Source organism: Dyadobacter fermentans DSM 18053, from assembly GCF_000023125.1.
GTDB classification, from domain to species: Bacteria; Bacteroidota; Bacteroidia; order Cytophagales; family Spirosomataceae; genus Dyadobacter; species Dyadobacter fermentans.
This window is the reverse complement of sequence record NC_013037.1, coordinates 2,819,114-2,844,060: the sequence shown is the minus strand read 5'-3', so window position 1 is coordinate 2,844,060 and position 24,947 is coordinate 2,819,114. Positions and strand designations below refer to the sequence as shown.

The 24,947-nt window shown below is 49.2% G+C and carries 16 protein-coding genes; 5 read left to right on the top strand and 11 right to left on the bottom strand.

Annotated features, from left to right (window positions below; all coding sequences use genetic code 11):
- The first annotated feature begins 43 nt into the window (after positions 1-43).
- Positions 44-2,923 carry a glycosyl hydrolase 115 family protein gene (locus DFER_RS11330; RefSeq protein ID WP_222837331.1) on the top strand — a complete coding sequence of 960 codons (2,880 nt, stop codon included), beginning with the start codon at positions 44-46 and terminating at the stop codon, positions 2,921-2,923.
- A gap of 13 nt (positions 2,924-2,936) precedes the next feature.
- On the opposite strand, the gene DFER_RS11325 is transcribed toward DFER_RS11330, so the two are convergent.
- From DFER_RS11325 to DFER_RS11295, 7 genes are all read right to left on the bottom strand, one after another.
- Positions 2,937-5,420 (bottom strand): alpha-L-rhamnosidase-related protein, encoded by a 2,484-nt coding sequence (locus tag DFER_RS11325; RefSeq protein WP_015811771.1) that lies wholly within the window; start codon positions 5,418-5,420, stop codon positions 2,937-2,939.
- Between the two features lie 31 nt (positions 5,421-5,451).
- A complete protein-coding gene (locus DFER_RS11320; protein ID WP_015811770.1) occupies positions 5,452-6,300 on the bottom strand; it encodes a sugar phosphate isomerase/epimerase family protein in 849 nt (282 codons plus the stop codon).
- Positions 6,301-6,303: 3 nt separating this feature from the next.
- The gene (locus DFER_RS11315) at positions 6,304-7,230 is read right to left on the bottom strand and encodes a glycoside hydrolase family protein (protein WP_143828717.1); all 927 of its coding nucleotides are present in this window, start codon (positions 7,228-7,230) and stop codon (positions 6,304-6,306) included.
- Between the two features lie 147 nt (positions 7,231-7,377).
- Positions 7,378-8,190, bottom strand: coding sequence for a phytanoyl-CoA dioxygenase family protein (locus DFER_RS11310; protein WP_015811768.1), 813 nt, complete (start codon positions 8,188-8,190; stop codon positions 7,378-7,380).
- A 254-nt stretch (positions 8,191-8,444) separates the two neighbouring features.
- On the bottom strand, positions 8,445-10,889 hold the full coding sequence (locus DFER_RS11305) for an alpha-L-rhamnosidase C-terminal domain-containing protein (protein WP_187293458.1): 2,445 nt from the start codon (positions 10,887-10,889) through the stop codon (positions 8,445-8,447).
- Positions 10,890-10,986: 97 nt separating this feature from the next.
- Positions 10,987-12,531 carry a RagB/SusD family nutrient uptake outer membrane protein gene (locus DFER_RS11300; protein ID WP_015811766.1) on the bottom strand — a complete coding sequence of 515 codons (1,545 nt, stop codon included), beginning with the start codon at positions 12,529-12,531 and terminating at the stop codon, positions 10,987-10,989.
- Positions 12,532-12,560: 29 nt separating this feature from the next.
- Positions 12,561-15,632, bottom strand: coding sequence for a SusC/RagA family TonB-linked outer membrane protein (locus tag DFER_RS11295; RefSeq protein WP_015811765.1), 3,072 nt, complete (start codon positions 15,630-15,632; stop codon positions 12,561-12,563).
- Between the two features lie 296 nt (positions 15,633-15,928).
- On the opposite strand from DFER_RS11295, the gene DFER_RS11290 reads away from it, so the two are divergent.
- The 3 genes from DFER_RS11290 (at position 15,929) to DFER_RS29905 (ending at position 20,595) form a co-directional block, all read left to right on the top strand.
- Positions 15,929-16,807 (top strand): helix-turn-helix domain-containing protein, encoded by an 879-nt coding sequence (locus DFER_RS11290; protein WP_015811764.1) that lies wholly within the window; start codon positions 15,929-15,931, stop codon positions 16,805-16,807.
- A gap of 164 nt (positions 16,808-16,971) precedes the next feature.
- Positions 16,972-20,142, top strand: a complete 3,171-nt coding sequence (locus tag DFER_RS11285) for a glycosyl hydrolase (RefSeq protein WP_015811763.1) — start codon at positions 16,972-16,974, stop codon at positions 20,140-20,142.
- 78 nt (positions 20,143-20,220) lie between these two features.
- Positions 20,221-20,595 carry a hypothetical protein gene (locus tag DFER_RS29905; protein WP_015811762.1) on the top strand — a complete coding sequence of 125 codons (375 nt, stop codon included), beginning with the start codon at positions 20,221-20,223 and terminating at the stop codon, positions 20,593-20,595.
- A gap of 25 nt (positions 20,596-20,620) precedes the next feature.
- Here the strand turns inward: DFER_RS29905 and DFER_RS11280 are convergent, their stop codons facing one another.
- From DFER_RS11280 to DFER_RS11265, 4 genes are all read right to left on the bottom strand, one after another.
- Positions 20,621-21,133: a DinB family protein gene (locus DFER_RS11280; RefSeq protein WP_015811761.1), complete on the bottom strand. Its 513-nt coding sequence runs from the start codon at positions 21,131-21,133 to the stop codon at positions 20,621-20,623.
- A gap of 16 nt (positions 21,134-21,149) precedes the next feature.
- Positions 21,150-21,587, bottom strand: a complete 438-nt coding sequence (locus DFER_RS11275; protein WP_015811760.1) for a GNAT family N-acetyltransferase — start codon at positions 21,585-21,587, stop codon at positions 21,150-21,152.
- A gap of 84 nt (positions 21,588-21,671) precedes the next feature.
- Positions 21,672-22,415, bottom strand: coding sequence for a hypothetical protein (locus DFER_RS11270; RefSeq protein WP_015811759.1), 744 nt, complete (start codon positions 22,413-22,415; stop codon positions 21,672-21,674).
- 21 nt (positions 22,416-22,436) lie between these two features.
- Complete coding sequence (locus DFER_RS11265) at positions 22,437-22,958, bottom strand: cupin domain-containing protein (protein WP_015811758.1); 522 nt, start codon at positions 22,956-22,958, stop codon at positions 22,437-22,439.
- A gap of 119 nt (positions 22,959-23,077) precedes the next feature.
- On the opposite strand from DFER_RS11265, the gene DFER_RS11260 reads away from it, so the two are divergent.
- Entirely contained in the window at positions 23,078-24,832 is a 1,755-nt protein-coding gene (locus DFER_RS11260; RefSeq protein ID WP_015811757.1) for a hypothetical protein, read from the top strand.
- The last annotated feature ends 115 nt before the right edge of the window (positions 24,833-24,947 follow it).

Genomic DNA, 24,947 nt, shown 5'->3' with positions numbered 1-24,947 from the left:
CTTCAAAATGATTGCAGCTGCTGCATTAGTGGTTTTATGTCAATTGTTTATATTAAATACGGCCCATTCGGCCCGGTTCGACTTCGTCACTGCCAACGCCAAAGTTTCGGTTTACTACCAGCAAGGCGGCCCTAAACTCGATTCGATCGTTGCGCATTTGCTGGCGGCGGACATTGAGCGGGTAAGCGGGTATTTACCGACAGTGGGCACCAACCTGGCTAATGCAAGCGGGAATGTAATCGTACTTGGTCGCGCCGGTTCGGAAATTGTCGGGCGCCTGGGAAAGCAGGACGCCGATGGCGCATTGACAGGGCAGTGGGAGCGGTATTCGCTGCGTGTTTTGAATAAACCTTTGAAAAATATTGCACAGGCACTGGTGGTAGCCGGCAGCGACGTGCGCGGGACGGCCTATGGTGCGTTTGCGGTTTCCGAAAAGATAGGCGTTACGCCCTGGTACTGGTGGGCGGATGCGGTGCCGGCGCACCGGAAAACGCTCTCGCTGGACATTCCGGACTACACTTCGGCGTCGCCGTCCGTCAAATTCCGGGGGATATTCATTAATGATGAGGACTGGGGCCTGCAACCCTGGGCAGCGAAAACCTTCGAGCCGGAAACGAATGACATCGGTCCGAAGACCTACGCGAAGGTGTTCGAGCTGCTTTTGCGCCTTAAAGCCAACCTCATTTGGCCGGCGATGCACCCGAGCACCAAGGCATTCTACCATTATCCGGGCAATATTAAAGCCGCCGAAGATTACCAGATCGTCGTGGGCTCGTCGCATGCGGAACCCATGCTCCGCAACAATGTGAGCGAATGGGACGAGCAGACGATGGGGCATTTCAATTTTGTGACCAACCGGAAGAAGGTGGAGCAATACTGGGAATCGCGGATTAAGGAGAGCAGCCATTTCAACGGCATTTACACCACCGGAATGCGGGGCGTGCACGATGGCGAAATCCAGGGCGTGAAAACCATTCCCGAAACCGTGTCATTGCTCGATACGATCATCCGCGTGGAGCGCGAAATGCTCCGAAAGTATGTGAATAAGGACATTACCAAAGTACCGCAGGTATTTACACCTTATAAGGAGGTTCTGGAAATATACGATGCCGGATTGAAAGTCCCCGAAGACATTACCCTCGTATGGCCGGATGATAACTACGGTTATATCCAAAGGCTGAGCAATGCGGCAGAAAACCAGCGTTCCGGCGGCTCGGGCGTGTATTATCACGCCTCGTATTGGGGCCGCCCGCACGATTATCTGTGGCTGAACACGACGCATCCCGCGCATATGCAGGAGGAAATGACGAAGGCGTTTGCATTGAATGCGCGGCATTTGTGGGTGCTGAATATCGGCGATATCAAACCCGGCGAATACGCCATGCAGCTTTTCCTGGATATGGCTTATCATGTAAAACCATTTGAAAAACCGGGCTATTCCAAAACGCATTTGCAACAATGGCTGGCCGGCATTTTCGGGAATAAAAACAGCGTCGCCATTTCGAAGGTACTTTGGCAATATTACAACCTCGCATTCGAAAGGAAGCCCGAATACATGGGTTGGAGCCAGACTGAACCGACTACCGGCATTCGCAATACCGCTTATAACCACAATTATTACGGCGACCAGGCGCAGCGCCGGCTCGACGATCACAATAAGCTCGTATCCGAAACCGCCGCCATCCAGTCGCAAATCGCTGAAAAAGACCAGCCCGCGTTTTTTGAACTGGCAGGTTACCCCGTGAAAGGGGCTGCTCTGATGAACCGCAAATTCCTTTACCGCGACAAAGCCTTGCTATACGCCCGGCAGGGACGCCTGAGTGCGGCGCATTACGCCCGGCTTTCGGGGCAGGCTTATGCCGAAATCGTGGTAGAAACGGGTATTTTCAACGAAAAGCTACTGAATGGCAAATGGAAGGGCATGATGGACCTGATGCCGCGCGGGCTGCCGGTGTTTAAAATGCCGGACATCAAACTTGCTGTGACGCCAAACCTGCCCGCGTTCCGCGCATTGCCCGAAGGCCTGGACACTACCTACGCGGCATCAGGCAAAAAGCGCCAGTTTACCCTGCCTGCATTCGACCGGTGGAACAAGCAGAAGCGGTTTATCGACGTATTTCTGACGCAAAATGTCACCAGGAACTTCCGCGTCACTGCCTCGGAGCCGTGGATCAGGGTAAGCGCTACGCAAGGCGTATTGCAGCCGGAAAATGCCCAAAGCGAGCAGCGCATTTGGGTGGAGGTCGATTGGGCGAAAGCGCGCATCGGCGATTTGAGCGGTAACGTCCGGGTGGAAGCGGGAGAGGATATTTACGATTTCAAAATCACCGCCAACAACGCGGATGCGAACACATTGCCGGGTTTCAAAGGCTATGTTGCCAGCGATAAGCACATTTTTATGAATGCGGCCAGGTACACTGCATTGAAAAACACTTCGACGCGTAACTGGACAGTCGTAGATGCGCTGGCAGGTAACGGGGACGCATTGCAGGCATTCCCGCTCACATTCAGCGGAACACCGGATACGACGAACGTTGCCAACAACCCGGCGGCGGAATACGAATTTCACACATTCACGGACGCCCCGGCGACCATCACCGTAAGTACCCTGCCCACTTATCCGCTCAATAAGGATTTCGAAATGCGTTATGCCGTGAAAGTGGACGATGGACCTGTTAGCATATTCAATTTCACAACCATCGGCCGCAGCACCGAATGGAAGCAAAACGTGCTCGCCAACTCGGCGAAGCGCACGCTGGAAATACCAGCACTACCGGCCGGTAATCACAAGCTCGCCATTTACATGATCGATCCCGGCGTGGTATTGCAGCATATATTTATAGATTTGGGAGGAGGGCAGCCATTTTATGGGACCTTGCCGGCAACGTGGAGTGGTACTTTCGGCGAAACAAGGCAGGAATGAAGGCGGGTTGTCCTCACAAAACCTTCGCAATTTCAAAACTTGACAAGCCTTTACATGTATGACTAAAAGCGATATTGCCATTCGAATCGGGTGTTACTAACGTCTTGCGATTGTCAATGATCAGTTGGTATTGTGTTTTGGTCAACAAGCCTTTTAATCTGAAATTGTAAGTGCCTTCGGATGCCACTGTCCAGGCCAGCCCTTCGGGTGACGATTTGCCAAGATTACATTTTAACTGACTATTTGAATTCGCTTCGATTTGCAATATCAAATCTTCACGGTTTTGCGGATAGATATTAGTGAGGTTGCCGTTATTATTTGCGCCGAAACTTTGCTTACTCTTGATCATGAAACGATCGGTAGCAAGGCTGTAATCGTCAACGTTTAGTTTTATTTGATAAAGTGTATCGCGCAGGCGGTAGCTGAACTGTGTGCCGTTGAGATGTTGGCTAAGGTTTGGTTCAATTCCCATTCTATTCCATTTCGGACGTATGCCGTAGATATCCCGATACAGTGCGGTAATGCTCGTACAAATACCTGCAAGAATATCATCGCCTAAACCCAATTGCGTAGTGCGGCTATACCGTTGCGATGAGAGGCCGTCCTTTTTATATTGAAGCAGTAGTTTGTTGATGTATTTTAGCGCAATGCTTTTATCGTATTGGGTGTAGGCACGAATGCCTAAATATCCCCAGGTGGGAAATATATCTCCGTTCTCGTATTTGGGAAAGGGCCAGTTTCCGGGAGATACCTCCGCCTGCGTGAACGAATCAAAGCATAAAGGCCAGTGAAACAGATCTTCGCTTGCGGTATGCTGCTCGATCTGATCAAGCAATTGGGCAATGCGCTCTTTGTCATCGCAAATTCCAAATGCGATGGCTGCAAAGTTAACCGGAGTAACCAGGTTATCGCCATGAATAGAACCATCGTTATCACGCCAATAAACGTATTGCTTTTTTTTAGCCGACCAAAAACCGCCTTCTTCAACGGGTTTGTTGAATGCCGTTTTAAGTTTTGCCGCGACCGCCCGATAATATGCTGCTTTGTCGCGATCTCCCAATACATCCTCGCAGTTAGCCCATAAATTAAGCGCTTCAAACATCTGCGCATTTACAAATGAATTTTCGTAACTTGCCCACACAATATCCAGCCAATCACTGGCTTTTTTCTCGGCGATATTGTTGTTCATCATTTCAAAAATCCCATTCTGATTGGCATCGCGGCTGATAAGCCAGTCCAGCGCTTTTTCGCATGCCGATTTATGCGAACGCAGCCACTGCAGATCACCGCTCAAATCAAATTGTTCGCTGGTGTTGATCACATAGCCGGGCTGCGAATCGATCGTATAACCCCACATGGCTTCATAATAACCGGTTTCGGGGTTATATGTACCTGGTATCTCATCTCCCGGGGCATTATGCCAGCGCGACAGTACGCGGCCGTCGGGCTTCATGGCCAAATCACGCTCCTGGTCAAGTGTTGCGGCCATGTTTGCGGTGTAGTTCATGTCGTTAAGCGCCATGCCGATCTGCGAGAAAAAGGGCTCATGCAGACATTTCCAATTGGTAAGCCAGCCATTGGCGCCAATGATATTGTTATCGACAACACCATAACGTCCGGTGGTATTCATCAACTCACGAACAGCCCCGGCGTCGATACCCGGTAATGTCCCCCGCGAATACTCCTTGAAATAGTCAACATATTGCAGCGAGAAAGTAGCGCTCACAGTACCTGCTTCCACCATAAACGGAGCGAAAACATCCGCCTTGCCTGCAACGAACCTGCTGAGGTTGTGTTGCTGCTTTAATGCTACCGGGCTAAGCTGCTGAGTACACGTAAAAGCATTATTTTCATTGGAGAATTTTGTTGAAAAATTCTCTTTTCCTTTCGGTGGCGCTATTCGTAATCCATTTCCTGACTTGTCGTTCCAGAATGTAACGCCGCCGGTATGAACGCCATACGTATCGTTATTCCCTTTTAAATATTTACACCAAACCATGCCGCCATTATCCAGAATTCCACCTTTCCAAACATCCAGTCCGGCAAAATTCCATTTGGGAAAAGCAACTTCCTGTACCCGGGCCGAATTGCTGTAATTTCGGGTGATATTCCAGTGAATTTGGTCACCTGCAATAGCAAAATCCCAGGTTTCATTCACCATCATTGCACCGCCTCCATAAGTTATATTGCTTAGGGTAATGCCGTCGGATTTTCGGCTGAGCTTAACCTGGCGTGATGAGGTGGAGTTGAAAATACTGTCGCCTGTTTTGATCCCCGTATAAGCACCACTCTTTGACAATGTTTCTACGCCATTAACCAATAATTGCCTGACCATGCACCCGGCCCCGTAATCGATTACCAGTGATAATTTCTTGCCGGGAACACTTAATGTTACCGACTTTGTTTTATCCTGAATTACAATGTCTTCCGTTTCAGCATAAGCTGTCAGGTTTAATGCCAGTAGTGCTATTATTGTAAATATGGGTTTTAAATGCATGTCTGGGTAAGATTAATCGTGATTCTGAACTCTACTTGCCTATCGACCAGGATTCCGGATCTACTTTCACGATATATCTCTCCCTGAGCAAATCTTTCAAATAGCAGTTAATGTCGAATTGGCTTGCAATGGCTTTGTTTGTAAATGGGATCATTTGCATATATGGAAACGGGCCAAATTCAGTTGTAAAAGTCAGTATTTTCCTGTTTTTCTGCCTGTTAACGGCTACAATCGCATCCCACCAAACTAAAAACCGGTTGAGTGCATAAGCCCATTCGGGGGATCTGGGATCGGTCACCTGCGGTCCTTGCTCATAGCCTACACGGGCATGAACGTGCCGCGTCCTGTCAATCGCTTCATATAAAACCGATTCAAAATCGCCAAGCATGCTTTCCGTGACGCATACCCAATGCGAGAAATCAGCGGTTATTTCAAAACCGGGTCTTTGTATAAAAAGCTGTTCTGTTGATTGCGGCGAATAGCCCATTCGGCCGCGGTGCGTTTCGTGAACGATTGGAATGTTTGTTTGATCTGCTATTTCCGAAGCAATGTCAATAAGCGAGAGCAATTGATCGTGCGTAAAGTAGTCTCTACCCGTATGTGAATTGATCAGAACGGGTGAGGCAGCCGCGCATGCTTCGAGGTTAATTTTAAAGCTGGCCTGGAATTCTTTAAAGTTATTGCCGGCAGCCTGATGCTGATGTGCAACAAAAACAAGACCCTCTTCTTCGATATGATTCAAAAGCCTTTTTCTGGTCATCGGATCGTCCGGCAGCCAGGTATCAATGCCATCATAGCCGGCATCTACTATTTTGGCAATAAATTCGTCCACTGGCAGGTGTTCATGTCCCCATTGAGGACTCAGAATTTTAATATCCATTCGTTAATTCTCCATTTTAATCGGCAGCGGAATCCAGGCCAGACCGATACTCCTTTTCATGTGACTGATGCTTTCGCCGGGAGCCGCATCGTAAAGCAGGGCTAGTTTATTTCCGGTTTGAATTACGGTTGGCATGCCTATGGCACCTTTGGACCAGTTGCAGTTTTGCTTGTCCAATACAATGGCTTTGTTTTCTTTTTGCCAATGATAAAGGTCTTTTGCCCAATACACCCAGATCGCATCCGTGAATTCGTTTCCTTTTTCATTAATGCCGATATGATTGGTAAAAAGGTACCACGTTTTCTGGCCTTTATCATAATATAAACTTGAATTCTCAATCTGCTCATCGAGCGGCACGACCGGACTTGCCAAAATATCCCAGCTGCCGTTGAGGTTTTTCGTTCGGGCAATGCCAACGGTGCGCTTTACGACCTTGCCATCCTGAGCAGATCCACTGAAAAATTGTAAAAACTCATTGTTATTCCTGACGATAAATCCCGGACTCGCTGTAAGTGAATAAAATGTATTCGGCTTAGTTGTGAATGGCTGTACGTCATATTGCTTCGTCCACGGACCTCCCAGCGATGGCGCTTTCGCTTTCATGGTCAGGTATGGGAAGCCGGGAACACGGTCGGGAGCGGCTGTTGCATTGGGTGTGCCCAGGTAGAACATATGCCAGGTGTCTCTTTCTTTGATTACCCAAGGGGATGATGCGCTTTTTGCATCCATTCTCGTCGAATCACCCAAGTCCAGAACGGCACCTTTCTTATTCCAGTTTTTCAGGTCGGTGCTGGTAGCGAGGCAAGCTTTCCAACCGTCTTTCCCGGCTCCATCATAAAACAAATAATACGTATTGCCCACTTTATTCACGACAGCTTCCCGCGCGCCGTACACATCACAACTGTCCTGCCCATCGCCATATTGCAGCACAATACCTTCATCCCGGCATTCAATCCGACGGTGCGCGGCGGGCCGGCCATCGGAGTAAGTTTGATGTTGGGAATATGCATGTATTGCACATAATAAACAGATTGTTAAACAAAATGTGAATGCGGGTTTTTTCATTTTAAATAAGTATTAGGAACGCGAATAAATTAATGGGTTTATTGCGTCTTTATTTAATAAACTTCCAATCGATAAGCCAGCAACTTCCTCGTCACTTAATATATTCTGGATACCATTAAATGTATTTCCATCCGGCATATACGCGCAGGTCATGGCGCGCCGGTATCCCGGGGTCATGTTGGCATGTGCGCCGTGAATGGTGAGGCCATTATGAAATGAACAGCTGCCCGCTTTCATCGGAACTGCCACCGATTTGGTTTTGTAAAATTGTGGGTAAGTTGTAAAAATAGCACCCATGTTTTTGCCGATACCCGGGTTTTCAAATGTCGTCGTGTGGTGCGATCCGGGAATGAAAAACAGGCAGCCATTTTCCAATGTTGCATCGTCCAGGGCAACCCAAATCGACAATGCCCGGCGGTCGGTAAACGACCAGTAAGGGGTGTCCAAATGCCAGGAGGTTGGGTTGGCCCAGGGTTTTTTGATCAGCGCCTGATCGTGCCAGATTCGTATTCCGTCTACCTCGGCGAGTTGGGCGGCCATTTTCCCAATGCGCTCGTCGAGCATCAGTTTCCTGATTCCGGCATTATCCTGCCAGAGGTTCAGCAGCTGGTCAAATACATTATCGTAGTACGATTTGTCGGCATCATCGCCTTTTCCGTAAACCTCTTTTCGGTCGGGGAGTTTGTTTCCTTTGCGGTTGGCCAATGCTTCGTCCAGCGCATTTCGCCACTCTGCTAGTTCCTGCTCGGATAAAAAATCTTCAATGACAATAAAGCCATTTTGTTGGTAACTGGATATATCCTGCGGTGTGATCTCTGTTTTCATTGGTATTTATTGACTATAATTTAATGATAATTTTGCTAGGTCTAAATTAGTTTTTGTGTGGGTTTTAAATTGATACAAAATGGCATTTGATTTATATTTAATGATCTATTTTTAAAGAGATAATTAAATGAAATACGAAATACGATTTGCGAAGAAATGCTATTTAGCAAAGCTTGTGAGATGGCTTTATTGAAACACAATTGTTTATTTGAATGATGAGTATGAAAGTGAATTTTTAACAAGTGAGATTTAAATTAATTAAACAAGATCCCCGCAAGAGCAGCATTGGGCCCCCGCACGTGATTGACGCGTATCCGAATGGAGCGGTCCACTTTAAATCTCAGGTATTTCCCGTTTTGGTAATTGCCGATTACCTGAACAGGAGCGAGGAGTTCCAATGTATGCGCGTCGAACACTTCAATGGCCGAGCGCCTTCCTTTGCGGTCGGGATCGACGAAATGGAGTGTCAGCTCGTAAGCCGTTGAATCGTGCTGAAAAATATCCAGCGTAAATGTCTGCAGCGTCGGTTTGGGATCTTGTGTGACGAACGCACTGGCATTCGTGCCGGCTGACTGTGGTGAATTCTCGTCCGAATGCTGATCTGCCCACGTCTGGTTGATCGCCCTGTCGATCCGTATCGAATCAATGTAAGCTGGCTTTTTAAGCGTGTTTTCGTTCGTACTGCGGCCCGCCAGGAAGTATCCGTCTTTGCCTAAACGGGTTTTCCGGTTACCGCCGATCGTTGAGTCGACCGTAAACCGGGCCAGCGCATAAGTCAGCTCATCCTTTCCGGTATTGCTGACCGCAGGCGCAGATTTTCCGTAAGTGATTTTGATGTGATAGCTGCCTGCCGACAGGTCCGAAAGATAGGCGTAGCGCGCATCTTCGCTCGTGATTTTTACCGGGCGGTCGTTAAGCGTAATTCTGTTAATGGACTTTCCATTCTTGGGTAGTCCGATTTTCGCCGCGGTGGTACCTTTTGGAATTTGCACTTCACAATCACCCGTTACCGAATTAAAAGACGCCGATATAATGCCCGACGGCGTGGGTACATCGCCTTTTACCCAGGTCAGCGATTCGTTCAGAAACGGCATAATGCTGAATATTTTAAAGCCGGCGGAAACGGGCCGTACACCCAGGATTTCATCGGACAACCACCTCGTTACGCCAGCGCCCCAGGGGTGCGTCAGGCTTGTGTAGCCGCATTGGTTGTTAATGGGCGCGCTGTTGGGTGCCAGTGCATCGTTCCACGATGGGCGGAACACTTCAAAGAATGTGGTACCGCCGTACCGGATTTGCCCGCCCCATTGGTCTCTGACTGTGGTGAGCGCTTCCCGCATGTAGCCAGCCCTGGCCATTCCCTGCAAAATAAAATACTGGTTAAAAGGCGAATAGGAGAGGCGCGCATTCCGGTCTGTAAACCATTTTGAAGCCAGTTTCAGCACGGTTTCAGAGCTATTTGGTTCGGCATTGAAAACCTCGGCAAGTGCGTGTACGCCGTAGCCCGAAAGTTGGTCATTGGAAAGTTGTTTCTTCTTAGCGGCCGCATACTGGCGGTACTTTTCGGCAAGCGTTTGGTTCCCGAGCACCGACAGGCATTCGGAAAACTTTGACCATGCATTAACACACAGCCAGCGATACGCCCGCTCGCTTTCGGGCAGGTTTGGTCGCTCAAATCCCGCACCCAGCCGCTCGTCCCAGCCCATAAAGGCCAGGTTGGGTAGTTTGTCGAAATGCGCATAGGCGGCGTCCAGCCGTTTTGCGGCGTTATCCAGGTACGCTTTGAAAAAGTCCGCATCGCCTGTATACCTGAAATAATCCACCAGTCCCAGCACCCAGTACATGGAATAGGCGGCAATACCATTGTCCTGCGGTGCGGTAAATGCGATATTCTTTTTAACAAAATCAAAATTGCCGAAAGCCGCCATAGACGCCGCCTGCGAAGGATATGCGTCGCCTGTCCACGAATGCCGGTCGCTGCGCTCCATCAGGATCGCGCCGAGGTAATCCTGCAAGAGATTGAGTTTTACGGTGTATGCGCCGGTGTACCAGATGCGGTTGAGCAATGTATCATTGCAGGAAAAACTGCCGAGGTAGTTGACTGGTTTGGTCTGACAGATCAGCCGGAAATTGGTCAAACTCCACGGTTTCGAGAGCGATTTTACATGCAGCCACGCAAACCGGACACCTTCATATAGCTGCTGGTTCAGTTCGAGGCGGTAAGTGTTTCCATATCGCGCGGGTTTGAGCGTTTTGACGGGGTGCTGCGCGCCTGCATTGAGAATGGCAGGTTCGTTGTATTCGCTGAGGCTTACCTGCACATCACCATTCAGATCGTCCGAATCGAACTCGATCCATCCTGCATTGACCTGACCGAAATCAAATTGCAAATCGCCCGTGCCTGAGACGGTAATGCCCGAATCCTTTATTCGGAAAGCGTTTGAACGACTGGGAGTTATCTGACGGGGAAGCAGCGTGTAAATCTGCAAACTATCGTCGGCCCGGGGATTTTTCCATTGATAATGGATGATCGGATCAGGTGAATTTTGAACAGACTTTGATTTAAACTCCCCGCCATACAACGGCAGATAAGGCTCCTTTGCCTGACTTTTCCCCTGCAAACTGCATAAACAGAGTACAAACACCAGCAAGCGGTTCAATGCATTCATTCTTACCAATATTTGTACTCTGATATACATGATAATACTTTCTAATTTGAGGCGAAACTGATGCTTATCCGGCCGGGACATTTCAGCCGGATAAGCAAGGGATTTTGAACCAATTTGTTTATGAAAATCAATAACCCGGATTCTGCTCCAACTGGGTATTGATCTGCGTTTCCCGGAACGGAATGGGGTCGAGCAGTTTCTGAGGTGTCACATTGAAGGCGGCAGGAAGAATCCAGCCGTACTGGGCTTTCAACCGGTTTCCTTTGGCTGTGGCTACTTCAATGGCCTTGCCAATCCGGATCAGGTCCTGCCAGCGGCGGTTTTCAAAGGCAAGCTCATGACGCATTTCTTTGGAAACGGCATCCAGCGTAGCAGCTCCCAGGTCGGGCAATCCAGCCCGGCGACGCACCTGGTTCAGATAGGGCAGGGCAGCCGCGGCTTTGTTTTGCTGTACCAGGCATTCAGCCAGCAACAGCAATGCCCCGGAATAGCGGTACACGGGGAAATTGTCCGGCGTATTGAAGGCGATATCGTAAGGGGGATGGAAGTATTTACGGATCATGTAGCGGAATGCCTTCCCGGCCTTCGGCGTGTAATTGACAGGAGAAGTAAGGAGCTCGGCCGTGAAATCTTCGACTCCGCTGATGGTCCCCTCGACAACAGCAATCGACGCCGGCAACCTTAAATCACCTTTTTCATAAGAAGCCACCATCTCATCGGTAGGCACGTTCCAGCCGCTAAAAATGTTCATACGGCCACCATCAAAACCCATCAGGAACTGCGGATTGGTGACTTTGGGCATAAACTGCCAGGCAAAAGCACTTTGCTGCCCGCTCACCCGGTCGGCCATGTATTGCACGTCGAAAATCGACTCCTGGTGGTTTTTGTTCGTGGGGTCAAATACTTTGGCGTAATCCGGCAAGAGCGCGTAATTCATTTTAGTGATATCGAGCAGCTCTTTTTCGGCAGCGGCATAGTCCCTGGTGTCACCCGACATCAATGCATAAGCGAGCAACATCTTGGCCGCTCCCTTGGTAGCACGTCCGCTTTGCGGAAAAGTGCTGGCAACAGGAAGCAGGTCAATCGCGCTTTTTACATCGGTTTTAATTTGGGCATACACTTCCGCAGCCGTGTTTCGTGGCTGGAAAGATTCCTCCGGATTGGTAACTTCTTTCAGCAACAAAGGAACGCCGCCAAAATGGGTTACCAGACTGAAATAGTAATAGGCACGTAAGAAAAGTGCTTCGCCCAGAATGGCATTCTTCGCTTCGGCGGAAACCGCGTTATTGGTTGCCAGCCGGTCAATGATCGTGTTCACATACGCAATGCCCCGGTAACTGGCGCGCCACCGGCTGCCGGGCGTGTTGGGAATGGCGGAAGCGGTTGCATCGATCAGGAACTGGGGATAAGCTTCGCGCGCTTTATCCAGACCTCTGTTTGCCTGATAAATGGTGAAGAAAGTGTTATCCGACCGCATTTCGTCGTCATATACGCCTACGTCCGTCAATTCACGCATGGGTGTATACGCGCCGTTGATTGCCTGCCTGAATTGTTCTTCGTTTTGAAAATAGGTTGCGGAACTCAGGCTGGTGGGCGGTGTGAGGTTTAGGAAGTCTTCCTTGCAGCCGGATAGCATCACGGCCACGATCCCGATTATAAGTGTCTTTTTCATAATTACCGGTAGGTTTTCAAAATGCGGGTTTAGAAATTAACATTAAGGCCAAGCGTGTACACCCTCGCAATCGGAAAAGCGGTAAAGTCACGCCCCAGATTCAAACCGTTCAGTCCCGCCAGGCCAACTTCGGGGTTCATGCCCGGATATTTGGTAAACATGAAAGGGTTTTGCGTACTGAAATACGCCCTGACGCTCTTTACGGTTGTTTTACTGCCGATTGGAATGAGGTAACCCAGCGTGATATTCTTGACAGCCAGATAACTACCGCTGAACACCTGCCGCGTGGAGAAATTCCGGAAATCGGCTGTGGTACCCGCACGCGTTCTTGGGTAAATGCCATCCCCCGGATTCTCCTCCGAGCGCCACCGGTTCGCTACGCCTTTGCGCACATTGAAGACGCCGTCGATATTTTCGGTGGACTGGAATGCGTCGTCGGCGATATCATTACCAACTGTTCCGGCGATAACCATGGAGAAATCCAGTTTTTTGTAGCTTAGCGTGTTGGTCATTCCGTACACAAAGTCGGGATTTGGATTGCCGATAAATGTGCGGTCGTTGATGTCGATCTTTCCGTCCGGTACTCCATCCGGCCCGCTGATGTCCGCAAAACGCGCAGTACCTACCATGGAAGTGGCGCCATGCGGCTGGTTTTCAAATTCCTCCTGGGTCATGTACACCCCGGTGTTGATGTACCCGTAAAAAAGTCCGATCGGATTGCCGACAGCCGTGCGGTTATCGTCCCAATATTCCTGATAGCCACCGATAGGCGCGTCGTTGGTGCCAAGCTTACGGACCAGGTTGCGGTTGAATGAAATATTGAAACTGGTACTCCAGTTGAATTTCCCTTCAATGTTCCGCGTGTCAATGGCAAACTCATGTCCCCAGAAATCAAACCGTCCGATGTTTGAGGTAACCGCCGAGTAGCCTGATTGTACCGGAATATCAATGGCATACAGCAGGCCGTCTGTTTTCTTTTTGTAATAATCGTAAGTGAAATTGATGCGGTTGTTCAGCAGTGAGAGGTCCAGACCGAAATCGTAACCGGTGGTCGTTTCCCAGGTCAGATTGGAGTTCCCGATTCCCGCCAGTGCGCGGCCGGATGCCAAAGCATTATTGAATACATAATTGGCCGGATTCACACCTGCCAGGTAAGTGTAGTTACCGATGTTGTTGTTACCCACCTTTCCATAGCTCGCCCGCAGTTTGAGAAAATCGATAGATTTGAAGCGCTTCATGAATTGCTCATCAGACACCACCCACCCCAGCGAGGCCGAAGGGAATGTGCCGTAGCGGTTATTGGAGCCGAATTTGGACGAACCGTCACTTCGGAAAGCCACGGAAACCAGGTAATTTCCTTTGAAGTTATAGTTCAACCGCCCCAGGTAGCTAATCAGGGAATAGTCGCTGGCGCCCACATTCCCGATCCGGTTGGCGGCTACATTCAGCCATTCAATGCTGTTGTCCGGAAACTGGCTGCCGTTGATATTGCTGTTCTCATTTGTAACCTTCTGCGTGGTATAACCCGCCAGCGCTTCCAGGTTATGGTTGCCAAAAGATTTGTTGTAGGTCAAAGTATTCTCTGATAACCACGACATGTAATTGGCCGTATTGTAGCTTCCGCTGGCCGAGGCTGCGGGCGTAGGCCCTCCGAGAATGGTCGATGGTTGGAATAGCCTGTTAATGTCATTGCTCGTATTGATGTTCATGCTCGACTTGAATGTCAGCCCCTTCAATATCTGATAATCCACATAAGCATTTCCCATCAGGATCATGTACTTGGCCGGGTTTACCGTTTGTTTAAGTACCTGATAATAATTGGGCGTTGAAAACATCCCGGGAGGCGCGAAACCGATCGGGTAGGTGCCATCGTCATTTTTGTATTTCAGCGTAGGGTCCGACAGGTAGGCGATCTGGATTACATTGCGGCCCTCGCCCAGGTTGGGAGTGATGTTGGTGGTGTAATGCGTCGCCCCGAGGTTAAGACCAAACCGTAGTTTTTCGGAGATGGAAAACACATTATTTGCCCGGACTGTGAACCGGCTGGCCGAGTTGTTGAGCATCACGCCATCCTGCTTGTTATAACCCAAATGCACGACAGACTGCACGGTTTTGGCGTCGGTAGAAAATGACAGGTTATAATCCTGAATGGCAGCCGTACGCAGCAGCACGTCGAACCAGTTTGTACCATCATTCGGGCCGTATTGTTCGGGATTCCGGTACTGTTCGGGAACGCCGCCTGTGTAGCCCTCATAAAGCGCGGCATCTTCGTAATATTCCTTTTTGAACTGGGCAAATTCGCGGGCATTCATGAGGTCGGGTTTACCGCGGTCCGATACCGACTGCACGCCCACGAAGCTGCTGAACTGCACATTCCTTTGTCCGTTTTTAGCTTGCTTGGTGGTAACCAGGATCACCCCGTTGGCAGCCCGCGAGCCGTAAAGCGAGGCCGCTGCCGCATCCTTTAACACCGTTATCGATTCAATGGCATCCGGGTTGATCACGTTCAGGCCGCTGGTTGTCGGGAAACCGTCTACGACGATCAGCGGGTTGTTTCCTGCATTAATGGACGCCGCGCCCCGTATCCGGATGCTCAGCTCAGCCCCCGGCTGGCCGGTGTTCTGGTTGATCTGCACACCCGCCAGTTTTCCCTGAAGCCGCTGGCTGATATTGGTGGCGGGAATGTCCTTCATTTCGGCCGCCTTAATGCTCGTCACCGCTCCTGTCAGCTCGCGCTTCGTTTGCGTACCGTAGCCAACCACCACTACTTCACTCAAATCGGTTTCATCGGTGAGCAACTGGATATTCAGCACGTCCGAATTGGCAATTTTTGCGGTTGCTGTCTGATAGCCGATAAAGCTGAAAGTGAGCGTGCTTCCTTCTGGAGCCTGAATGGAGAATTTTCCATCCACATCTGTAATCGTGCCCGTTGCTGCGTCTTTCATCACAACGCTGACTCCCGGAAGCGGAGCTCCCTGCACGTCGCGGACGGTACCCGTGATGTTCAGGTTTTGTGCAACCACTTCGAGGTGGCTGAAAAGAATAATAAGTGTGAGAATGACCGAACAGGGAGTCCAGCCACCGAGGTAGTTTTTTCTCATAGGGCAAAGGATTATGGTCAGAAAATGAAATTACAAAACAGTAATTTTTCGATTCTAAATTACATTTTGCCAATATGAGACAATTCGGTGTGCTGCGTAATTTTATCAAAAAGTACAAAATTATGTTTAATTATGTCAATTATTAGTGTTGAGCGCACGGGGCCGCCCGGCGGTCGAAGCACGTACACCAACGCTAACAGGAGATTTCAGCATAGTTTATACTTTTTGATATTTAAATCGCTGATCATAGAGAAAGCAGCTGCTTTTATCTGAATAATCATTCTAATGCAGAGACAATGACGAACAACTTTATCAAGTATTTAAATGTCAGTCAAACCGAGGAGCTTTGGGGGCTTTACCTGACCACCGCGGGTTACTCCAAAGTAGAACCTAACCAGCAATACCCCAATGAGCCGCATCCCGACAGCCACAAGCTCACCTGGAACAGGGGGCGGATACTGAATGACTATTACATCATTTTCATTACCAGGGGAAAGGGCATATTTGAAGCGGAAAACCTGCCGCCGACGGAAGTTAGCGCAGGGCAGTGCTTTTTTCTTTTTCCCGGCGTGTGGCACCGGTACAAGCCGGATGTGAAATCGGGCTGGGAAGAATACTGGCTGGGATTCAACGGATATTACATCCGGCAGCTGATGAACAATCTGAACTTCCATCCGGCGCGACCTTTCGTGGATATCAAATCGAACAAGGAAATCCTGGTATTGCTGCACCGGATTTTCGACCGGCTAAAAGCGGCTAACCTGGGTTACCATCAGCAGATTGCGGGCATTACACTTCAGATACTGGGCATATTGAATACCATTTCGAAATTCAAGGATTATGACAATGACCCGGTTGGCCGATTGATCGCAAAAGCTGAATTCATTTTACAGGAATCCTACGAGAAGCAAGTGGACGTGGAAGAACTGGCAAGCCAGCTGCCCATGGGTTATTCCGCTTTCAGAAAGGCTTTTAAGAAGATAACCGGCGTTTCGCCGAACCAATACCATCTCAATCTCCGCTTATCGCGCGCCCGCGATCTGCTCATTAATACAAACCTGAATATCAGTGAAATTACGCACCAGACAGGATTTGAGTCGGTCTTTTACTTTTCAAAACTATTCAAGAAGAAAAACGGGCTCTCGCCTGTTGCGTTTCGAAGAAGGGAAACATAGCCTGGCTGTCGCAACAAGTGGAAATGGCCTTTCCTGGTCAATATTTTGTACTTTTTGATAAAAACCAATCGCAGGTTAAGCGTTTGGATTATTGTTAAAGTTTAATTTAAAAAAGGAATATTACTTTCAAGAAACCCAATCGGCTGAAAACGCCGGTATACGTTATGAACAAATTCTATCTCGCAGTCTGCCTGGCGTTTTCGCTTACCTGTTCGGCGCAGATTGTACCGCAATCTCCGCCATTAAACGTGCCGATCAGCAGCTTGCGAACTTCCTTCCGCACGGGCCCGGACTCGCTTCCGCTGGCTGTTTACTGGTACTGGCTTTCGGATCATATTTCTAAAGAAGGAGTTGTTAAGGATCTGGAATCGATGAAAAAAGTGGGGATCAACCGCGCATTCATCGGGCATATCAATGTGGGCGCTCCCTATGGTGAGCACAAACTATTTTCGGATGCCTGGTGGGAAATCCTGCATACTGCCTTGAAAAAAGCAGGCGAACTGAACATTGAAATTGGCCTTTTCAACTCGCCGGGGTGGAGCCAGTCCGGCGGGCCGTGGATAAAGCCGGAGGCCAGCATGCGGTATCTTGCGTCTACCGAGGTACCGGTTTCCGGACCCAAAAAGATGCAGGGCCCGCTGCCCGAGCTGGGGCCAGACGCGCAGGACGTAAAAGTGCTGGCTTATCCCGTGCAGACCAAGCCAGAAGCGTATTCCCAAATACTCGCCAAGAAAGACAAAGCGGAGGCATCGGTTGAAATGCCAGTTTCGGGCAATCAACCCATGCGCAGCCTGACCATTCAGGTGGACAAGCCCATCAAAACTTCCGCCGTACTCTACTATAAGCAAGGAAATGAATACCGGGAACTCTTGCGCATTGAAGTAGATCGCAGTAATACCGCACTGAATGTGGGCTTTGCGCCCCTGGCCCCGGTGGTGATTTCATTGCCCGAGGTGAAGGCTTCTGCATTCAGGCTGGTGGTGGCTCCTGCGGGAACTGCCCGCATAGCCGTTTCGCTATCGTCGGAGCCGCAGGTGGAACGGTACCCGGAAAAAACATTGGCCAAAATGTTTCAAACACCACTTCCGCTTTGGGCCGACTATCTCTGGCGGCAGCAGCCGCAGGTGACGGATCCCGGCACCATTGTTCAGGCCAAAGCTGTCCGAGACCTGACTTCCTTTTACAAAAATGGGCAGCTAACCTGGGATGTTCCGGCTGGGGAGTGGAAGATAGTCAGGCTGGCGATGCAAACCACCAGCGTGACCAATTCACCGGCAACTCCGGAAGGCACCGGGCTGGAAGTGGATAAAATGAGCAAGCGCCACGTTGCCACCCACTTCGACGCCTATCTCGGCGAAATCCTGCGCAGGATACCTCCGCAGGACCGGCGGACATTCAAAGTCGTGGTGCAGGACAGCTATGAAACAGGCGGCCAAAACTGGACGGACGATATGGAAGCCCGTTTTGTCAAAACATATGGGTATAACCCTGTGCCGTTTCTGCCGGCACTGAGCGGCAAGGTGGTGGAAAGTCAGGACAAATCGGACCGCTTTCTCTGGGACTTGCGCCGCCTGATTGCCGACCGCGTCGCTTACGATTATGTGGGTGGTTTGCGCGAGCAAAGTCACAAGCACGGGCTTACCACCTGGCTCGAAAACTACGGGCACTGGGGATTTCCCGGGGAGTTCTTGCAATACGGCGGGCAGTCCGACGAGGTAGGCGGGGAGTTCTGGAGCGAAGGTTCATTGGGTGATATCGAGAATAAAGCTGCGTCCTCCGCTGCCCACATTTATGGTAAGCAAAAAGTATGGGCCGAATCGTTTACCGCTGGCGGGAAGGCCTTTGCACGCTATCCTTATGTGATGAAAGCCAGGGGGGACAGGTTCTTTACGGAAGGGATCAACAGCACCCTTCTTCACGTATTTATCCACCAGCCTTATGAAGATCGCTGGCCGGGGATGAACACGGAGTTTGGGAATGAATTTAACCGTAAGAACACCTGGTTTGATCAGATGGATGTATTTGCCGGTTATCTGAAAAGAACCAATCTGCTGCTTCAACAGGGGCGATTTGTGGCGGACGTGGCCTATTTTATCGGTGAAGACACGCCCAAAATGACAGGCATTTGTGATCCAGCGCTGCCGAAAGGCTATTCGTTTGACTACATCAACGCGGAAGTCCTGTTGCAGGAGGCATCTGTGAAAGATGGGAAACTCACACTGGCAAGCGGAATGCAATACAAAGTGTTGGTACTGCCGCGACTGACAACCATGCGTCCGGAGGTTTTGCGTAAAATCTCAGCATTAGTGAATCAGGGACTTGCGATCCTGGGGCCGGCCCCGCAAAGCTCACCGAGCCTGGCAAATTATCCGCAGGCGGATCAGGAGGTGAAGCGAATGGCGCAAGCCCTGTGGAAAGCCACCACGCCAACCGGATTTGGAAAGGTGGGGAAAGGATATGTATTTGGCGATCAGAATACGCTCGAAAACATTCTGGCTACATTATCGGTTATACCCGACTTACACATTGCCGCAGATTCTGCTTCCGTGCTGTTCTGCCATCGGGCTCTTCCGGATGGAAATATTTATTTTTTATCAAACCAGCAGCCCCAAAAAGTGAAGTTCCAGGCCACATTCCGGCAAAACCAGGGGCGACCTCAACTTTGGGACCCCTTAACGGGTGAAGTGCGATCGCTCCCGGAGCACAGCCGCACAGCCCAGTCGACAACCCTTCCGCTGGAATTAGAGGCTTACGGAAGTACGTTCATCGTATTTTCCCGCACAAATGAGGTTGAATCAAAGTCAAAAAAACAACCTGAAAACTTCCCCGCGGGCAAGCGTTTGTTGGCTTTGGAAAGGCCCTGGCAGGTCCATTTCAAAGGTATCAACGCCCCGGCGCAGGCTATCACGTTTGAGCACCTTATAGATTGGAAAGATTCGAAGGATTCCACCATCAAATACTTTTCAGGTACCGCTTCATACAGTACTACATTCAGCATGGATTCCCTGCCGCAGCAAGCGCAGTACATCGATCTGGGCCATGTGATGGTGATGGCAAAAGTTTATGTAAATGACAAGTATGCCGGCGGCGTGTGGACAAAACCTTACCGCTTAAACATAACTGACTTTCTTCAAAAAGGCGAAAATACCCTTCGGGTGGAGGTGGTCAACAACTGGATGAACCGGTTGATCGGCGATCAGCATTTACCTGAGTCGCACCGAAAAACATGGACAAGGGAAAATCCCTGGAAAGCTTCTTCGCTGCTGCAACCTTCGGGGTTACTAGGGCCGGTAACGATTTCTTCTTTTGATTATCATGTTATTAAGAGTGAATAGCTGAGGTGACTTGCTACATATTCTAAATCCAACCTTTGGATCAAAAATATTATCTTCATCTATAAAACCTCAGGCAAGATGAAGGCTATACTATATTTCCTTTTGACCGTGCTGGTTTGTTGCTGCAACAAATCGGAAGTTTCAATTGATGCGAATAAGTTGCATGGGACATGGGAATTGCGGTCGTCAACCAGCCCGTCCAAAACACGTTGGACATTCGATCCCGCCTACCTATACATCGCAACAAGTGCTTCAGACACTTGCCGGCCCGCCGAAGGACAACCCTGGGAATATCGGGTGACAGGAAAAACCTTCCACGCGCGCTACGTAGGTATATCACACGGGCTGATAACCATTCCCGATATCCGCTACGAAATCACCGATCTCTCGGACAGCACGCTCACGTTGGAAAATGGCAATTCTGGCAGGCAGCAGTTCTTTAAATGCAGGTAATCTAAGCGTCCGGCCAAAAATCAATTTACTCCGGCCTCCCGTTTTCTTCGATATAGAACAGGAACAGATCGGTGGCCACGGGCTTGTGACCCATCATGCGGATCATATTCGCCATTTGGCCGCGGTGGTATGTGGCATGATTCACCATGTGACTCACGGTTTGCCAATACGGCATTTCAAGTGCAGCACCTGCTTTGGTGACAAAATGAATAACCTGTTGCATGGCCCCTTCGGCTTTCGACTCAAAAGTTTCCTCAATTTGCTCCTGAATCCCCAGCCAGATCTCCGAGATCGATATGGGGGTTTGAGTATCCCAATTCTCGGGCGGTAAAACCAGTGGTTTTCCCTGCCAGCGGTTGAGCCAGAGCCAGTCAGATTCGAGCAAATGAATGAGCGTCAGGCGGAGCGAAGGAAAACTGCCGCCTGTTTCGCGCGTGAATTCCTCCTGCGAAAGGGACTTGATCTGATCTGTCAACCGTCGGTTAGCCCAGATGTTAAATGAAAGGAGTATGCCGGTCTGATCTTCTTTTAGCTTCATGAGGAAATTATCAATTTCAAATTGCAAGATGTAAAATAGGAAACGGTTTGCCGCTTTCGTCCAACGGCGATCTGCCCGCTATTTTAAAGCCAAGTTTGGAATAAAAAAGGCATGCTCCCGGATTATCCTCATTCACATCCACCTGGCATATTCCAAGTTCTTCCACCGAATACATGCAGAGTGCCCGACCGACCCCTTGCTGAAAATTGTCGGGATGCACAAAAAGCATCTGGATTTTAACCCCCTCGATGCCAATAAAACCCGCAAGTTTGTTGGCGTGATCGAGAATGCCGAAAAGCGACAGTTGATCCAGATATTGATTCAGAATGAGCGGTTTATAAAATTGAATATCCGCTTCTGACAAAAACGAGTGCGTCGCACGGACAGATGCTTCCCATACCTGGATGATGTCTTGGTAGGAGTCTTTTTGTAGTGGTATAATGTTGATGGCCATTTGCTGCAAGTCACTTTCATTTAATTAGCCGAATATAAGTCGCCGGGATGGCAAACTGTACAATCCCGTCGGTTCACAACCATTTCAACGAGCTGGGCAAATGTTTCGCCCTGTCGATTGTCTTCTGGCTGTTGCAATGCGCCTCAGATACACCGATAATGCCCCCAGCTCTTTCATTCCGATGGCCTTGAAGTCGTCCAGGTTTTGTTCCCTTTCATAGGTTACAACCTCGCTAACAGGCCAAACTGAGCGCGCAGCAGCGATGCAGGTCAGATAAGAGCTGCCAAAATCCTGGGCATTGCAGAAAAAATTAGTAATTCCGGCGACAGGCCCGGTCCGGTTGATAATCGCTCCGGAGCTGAGCTCGCCTTGCCGGTAAATGGCAACAAAGCGGACATCGGGATTTTTCAAAAGGCCTGTCCGGAAGATATTGTGGTCGCTGCCGTTGTTCCACGCTCTTTGCCAGCGAGAAAGCTCGTCGTCGGTCGATACGAAGCGGAAGGCTAGTGGCCCGGATGTTACGGGTGGGGCCACCAGCCAATGTGCCCTGAACAAGCGGTTAAAACCGAGAGATGGCAGATCTAACGAGTCGTAAGCGTCTTTGATGGATATATTCCGTTCCATATCCTCGATTTTCCCGGCTATCGTTTGCAAATCACAGGCAGGACTTAGCGAAATGATGTCAGGATAAAACATCGGAGGCTGTCCCGAACAATGCCAGACGGTCGGCTCCCAAATACTGGCTGCGCCGTGGCTTTCACAAACAACACTACACCAATCGGCATTGTTTTGCACGGCCAGAGCCAATAAATTGCTGCTGTTGATCATTGTAATTCCGGGATCGAATGGTCACTTTGGGTCAGGCAATATTTCTACCAGCGGCTGCTCCCCATTACGGAGGTAGAAAGCAACAAATTTGGCTGGCGTATCTGCCGATGCATTGTCAAAGTGGGTGATAACCTTATTGGCAGGCTCAAAAAAAGCTTCACCCTCGTTGAGTGTCTTTGCGGGCCCGCCTTCGATCTGGTAGAGAATTGTGCCCTTTACGACATAGCCCACCACCGGGCAGGCATGATGATGCCGCGGCGCACGCTGGCCCGGGTTCATGGTGATTTCTTTCGCCTGGACATTATCAATCGTTTGATTGGCCACCCCCGCCGAGAGCAAATCTTTACGATTAACAGTCTGCTGCGCATATGTAATAACTGACGTAAGTATCAACAACAGGGTAAGAAAAGCTTGTTTTTGCATCGTTTCCAGCTTAAAAGTAATGTCATGTTTACACGAGGCTGATTGCCTCCCGATGCGAAGGTGCACCAGAAAGTTCTGTACAAGAACAGGCGTTTTGTTGAATTGTCTGAAATCCATCATTAAATGTTAGTCTGGCGCATTAAGTTGTAAACATCCGGCTTTCAATCTTTTCTTTATATTGTCATCGCTTCAAGGGGTGAATTCGTTTCGCCTGTGACGGAATATTAGTATGATAGTCGATGATAATAAAATTACAATGGCCCCTCTTTTTCTTTCTTATTGTTTTTGTCCGCGCCTCTTTTGGGCAGGATGAAACCATTAGGCCTTATCTAAAAGCCTGGGAGAAATCGGGGAGGGATCAGAGCTATGCTTCGCAGGTTTTTTTTGATTCGCTTCGATTGAAAAAAGATCCTGCGAGCCGGAAAAAGTATTGGAGGGATATTAACAAGCTGCGTCATTATATTGACCAACACCCGGATCGCAGACTTCAGGTGCGGTTGATGATGTTTGAAATAATGGCGGCCAGGGAACACGGCATGCAGGAAAGGTATTACCCGGAAGTGGAGAAAGCCATTAAACTGGCCTATCCCTTACACGATGAACAACTTAATGCCGAGTTGTACAGTATCAGGGCGGATGTTCCGCCGGGCGATGAAACCTATTTGCTTTACAATTTAAAAGCCGTAGAAATCCAGGAAAAAATAGGCACCAAATATTTCCCTTTTACCCACAATCGTTTTTTTGGGATCAGTGCGGGTTTGTATTCCCAAAAAGATTACACTCGTGCCATTCACTATGGCAAGCGGTTCCTCGCACATTGGGATAAAGACCCTCTCCATCGCGACGAGCGGGTTTTTATTTTCCAATATGATCTCCTGGGAAGCAGTTATTTACAATTGGAACAATGCGATAGCGCCCGCAGATATTATCATTTAATTCTCGAACGGATAAAATCCGAGCCGGACGCGAGGCATAAAAAGCTATGGGAAGGGATTGCCCAGGGGAATATTGCAAAAACATATATCCACGAAAAGCAATACGGAAAAGCATCGCCATTGCTTCAAAACTATTTGAATACCAGCATAGCTTGTAGCGATACGTTGAATATCGCTATGGCGCAAAATGCATACGCAGCTTTCTATTACGGGCAGAATAATCGCAGAGCGGCGCTGGCAGCGGCGCAGGAAGCCTGGAATTTATCCAGAATCAAAAACCTGAATCCACAAATGATCAACGCATTGAAGTGGATGACCACCATATACCAGGATACCCGTCAATATGACAGCGCTTTTTATTGTCTCAACTTGCAAAACAAATACCGGGATGTAGAACGCGAACAACTAAAAAAGAGCGAATTTTCAACGCTTCAAGCACAGATAGATTTCGACAAACTTCAAAACTCCCTGGTTTTGGCGGAAGCGTCGGTTCGGCAGGAAAGGAATTTCAGGAGAGTGCTTATCGCGGGTGTTGTGTTGCTCGCCATCATCATTGCGCTTCTCTACAATCGAAAACGCATAAAAAATATCAACCGCCTGAGCGAGCTCCGCTTACAGCATGAAGCCGCGGAGTTAAAAATAAGTGATGCCCGTGAAAAAATAGCGCTGTTTACGAATCACATTATTGAAAAGAACAATCTCATTAAATCGCTGCAAATAGATTTAAAAAACATACAATCATCTTCGGCGGCGTCCATCGAAAAGCTGCTGAACGAACCGTTGTTTACCGACGAGGGATGGGAAAAGTTCAGGGTGGAATTTTCCAGGGCCTATCCTTATTTCTTCCTTAAACTCCAAGAAAATTCGGACAATATCACCCCGGCTATGGAACGGTTGGCGGCCCTTATTTTTTTGAAGCTCGATAACTATCAAATAGCCAACAGCCTCGGTATCGGCAAAGCCAGCGTGGCCCGCGGTAAGCGGCGTCTGCGGGCTGTACTACATCTTCCCGAACAGGATAAGTTGGAAAGCTTTATCACAGCCTTGGGTGAAAAGTAACTGATTATCAGCTGATAAACCTTTGTCCGCTTTTTGTCCGCATCGGAAAGCGGAAAGCGCCGCCTTGTCTTCCCAATTTCATGGCTTGGACCTCGGAATGCCTTATCCATGTAAA

Excerpts from the sequence above, each read along its gene's own strand:
- DFER_RS29905 (WP_015811762.1), top strand. The coding sequence starts at position 20,221 with ATGAAGGCTATACTATATTTCCTTTTGACCGTGCTGGTTTGTTGCTGC.
- DFER_RS11295 (WP_015811765.1), bottom strand. The coding sequence starts at position 15,632 with ATGAGAAAAAACTACCTCGGTGGCTGGACTCCCTGTTCGGTCATTCTC.
- DFER_RS11310 (WP_015811768.1), bottom strand. The coding sequence starts at position 8,190 with ATGAAAACAGAGATCACACCGCAGGATATATCCAGTTACCAACAAAAT.
- DFER_RS11265 (WP_015811758.1), bottom strand. The coding sequence starts at position 22,958 with ATGATGGATTTCAGACAATTCAACAAAACGCCTGTTCTTGTACAGAAC.
- DFER_RS11280 (WP_015811761.1), bottom strand. The coding sequence starts at position 21,133 with ATGAAGCTAAAAGAAGATCAGACCGGCATACTCCTTTCATTTAACATC.
- DFER_RS11285 (WP_015811763.1), top strand. The coding sequence starts at position 16,972 with ATGAACAAATTCTATCTCGCAGTCTGCCTGGCGTTTTCGCTTACCTGT.
- DFER_RS11300 (WP_015811766.1), bottom strand. The coding sequence starts at position 12,531 with ATGAAAAAGACACTTATAATCGGGATCGTGGCCGTGATGCTATCCGGC.
- DFER_RS11325 (WP_015811771.1), bottom strand. The coding sequence starts at position 5,420 with ATGCATTTAAAACCCATATTTACAATAATAGCACTACTGGCATTAAAC.
- DFER_RS11260 (WP_015811757.1), top strand. The coding sequence starts at position 23,078 with ATGATAATAAAATTACAATGGCCCCTCTTTTTCTTTCTTATTGTTTTT.
- DFER_RS11320 (WP_015811770.1), bottom strand. The coding sequence starts at position 6,300 with ATGGATATTAAAATTCTGAGTCCTCAATGGGGACATGAACACCTGCCA.
- DFER_RS11270 (WP_015811759.1), bottom strand. The coding sequence starts at position 22,415 with ATGATCAACAGCAGCAATTTATTGGCTCTGGCCGTGCAAAACAATGCC.
- DFER_RS11290 (WP_015811764.1), top strand. The coding sequence starts at position 15,929 with ATGACGAACAACTTTATCAAGTATTTAAATGTCAGTCAAACCGAGGAG.
- DFER_RS11305 (WP_187293458.1), bottom strand. The coding sequence starts at position 10,889 with ATGTATATCAGAGTACAAATATTGGTAAGAATGAATGCATTGAACCGC.
- DFER_RS11275 (WP_015811760.1), bottom strand. The coding sequence starts at position 21,587 with ATGGCCATCAACATTATACCACTACAAAAAGACTCCTACCAAGACATC.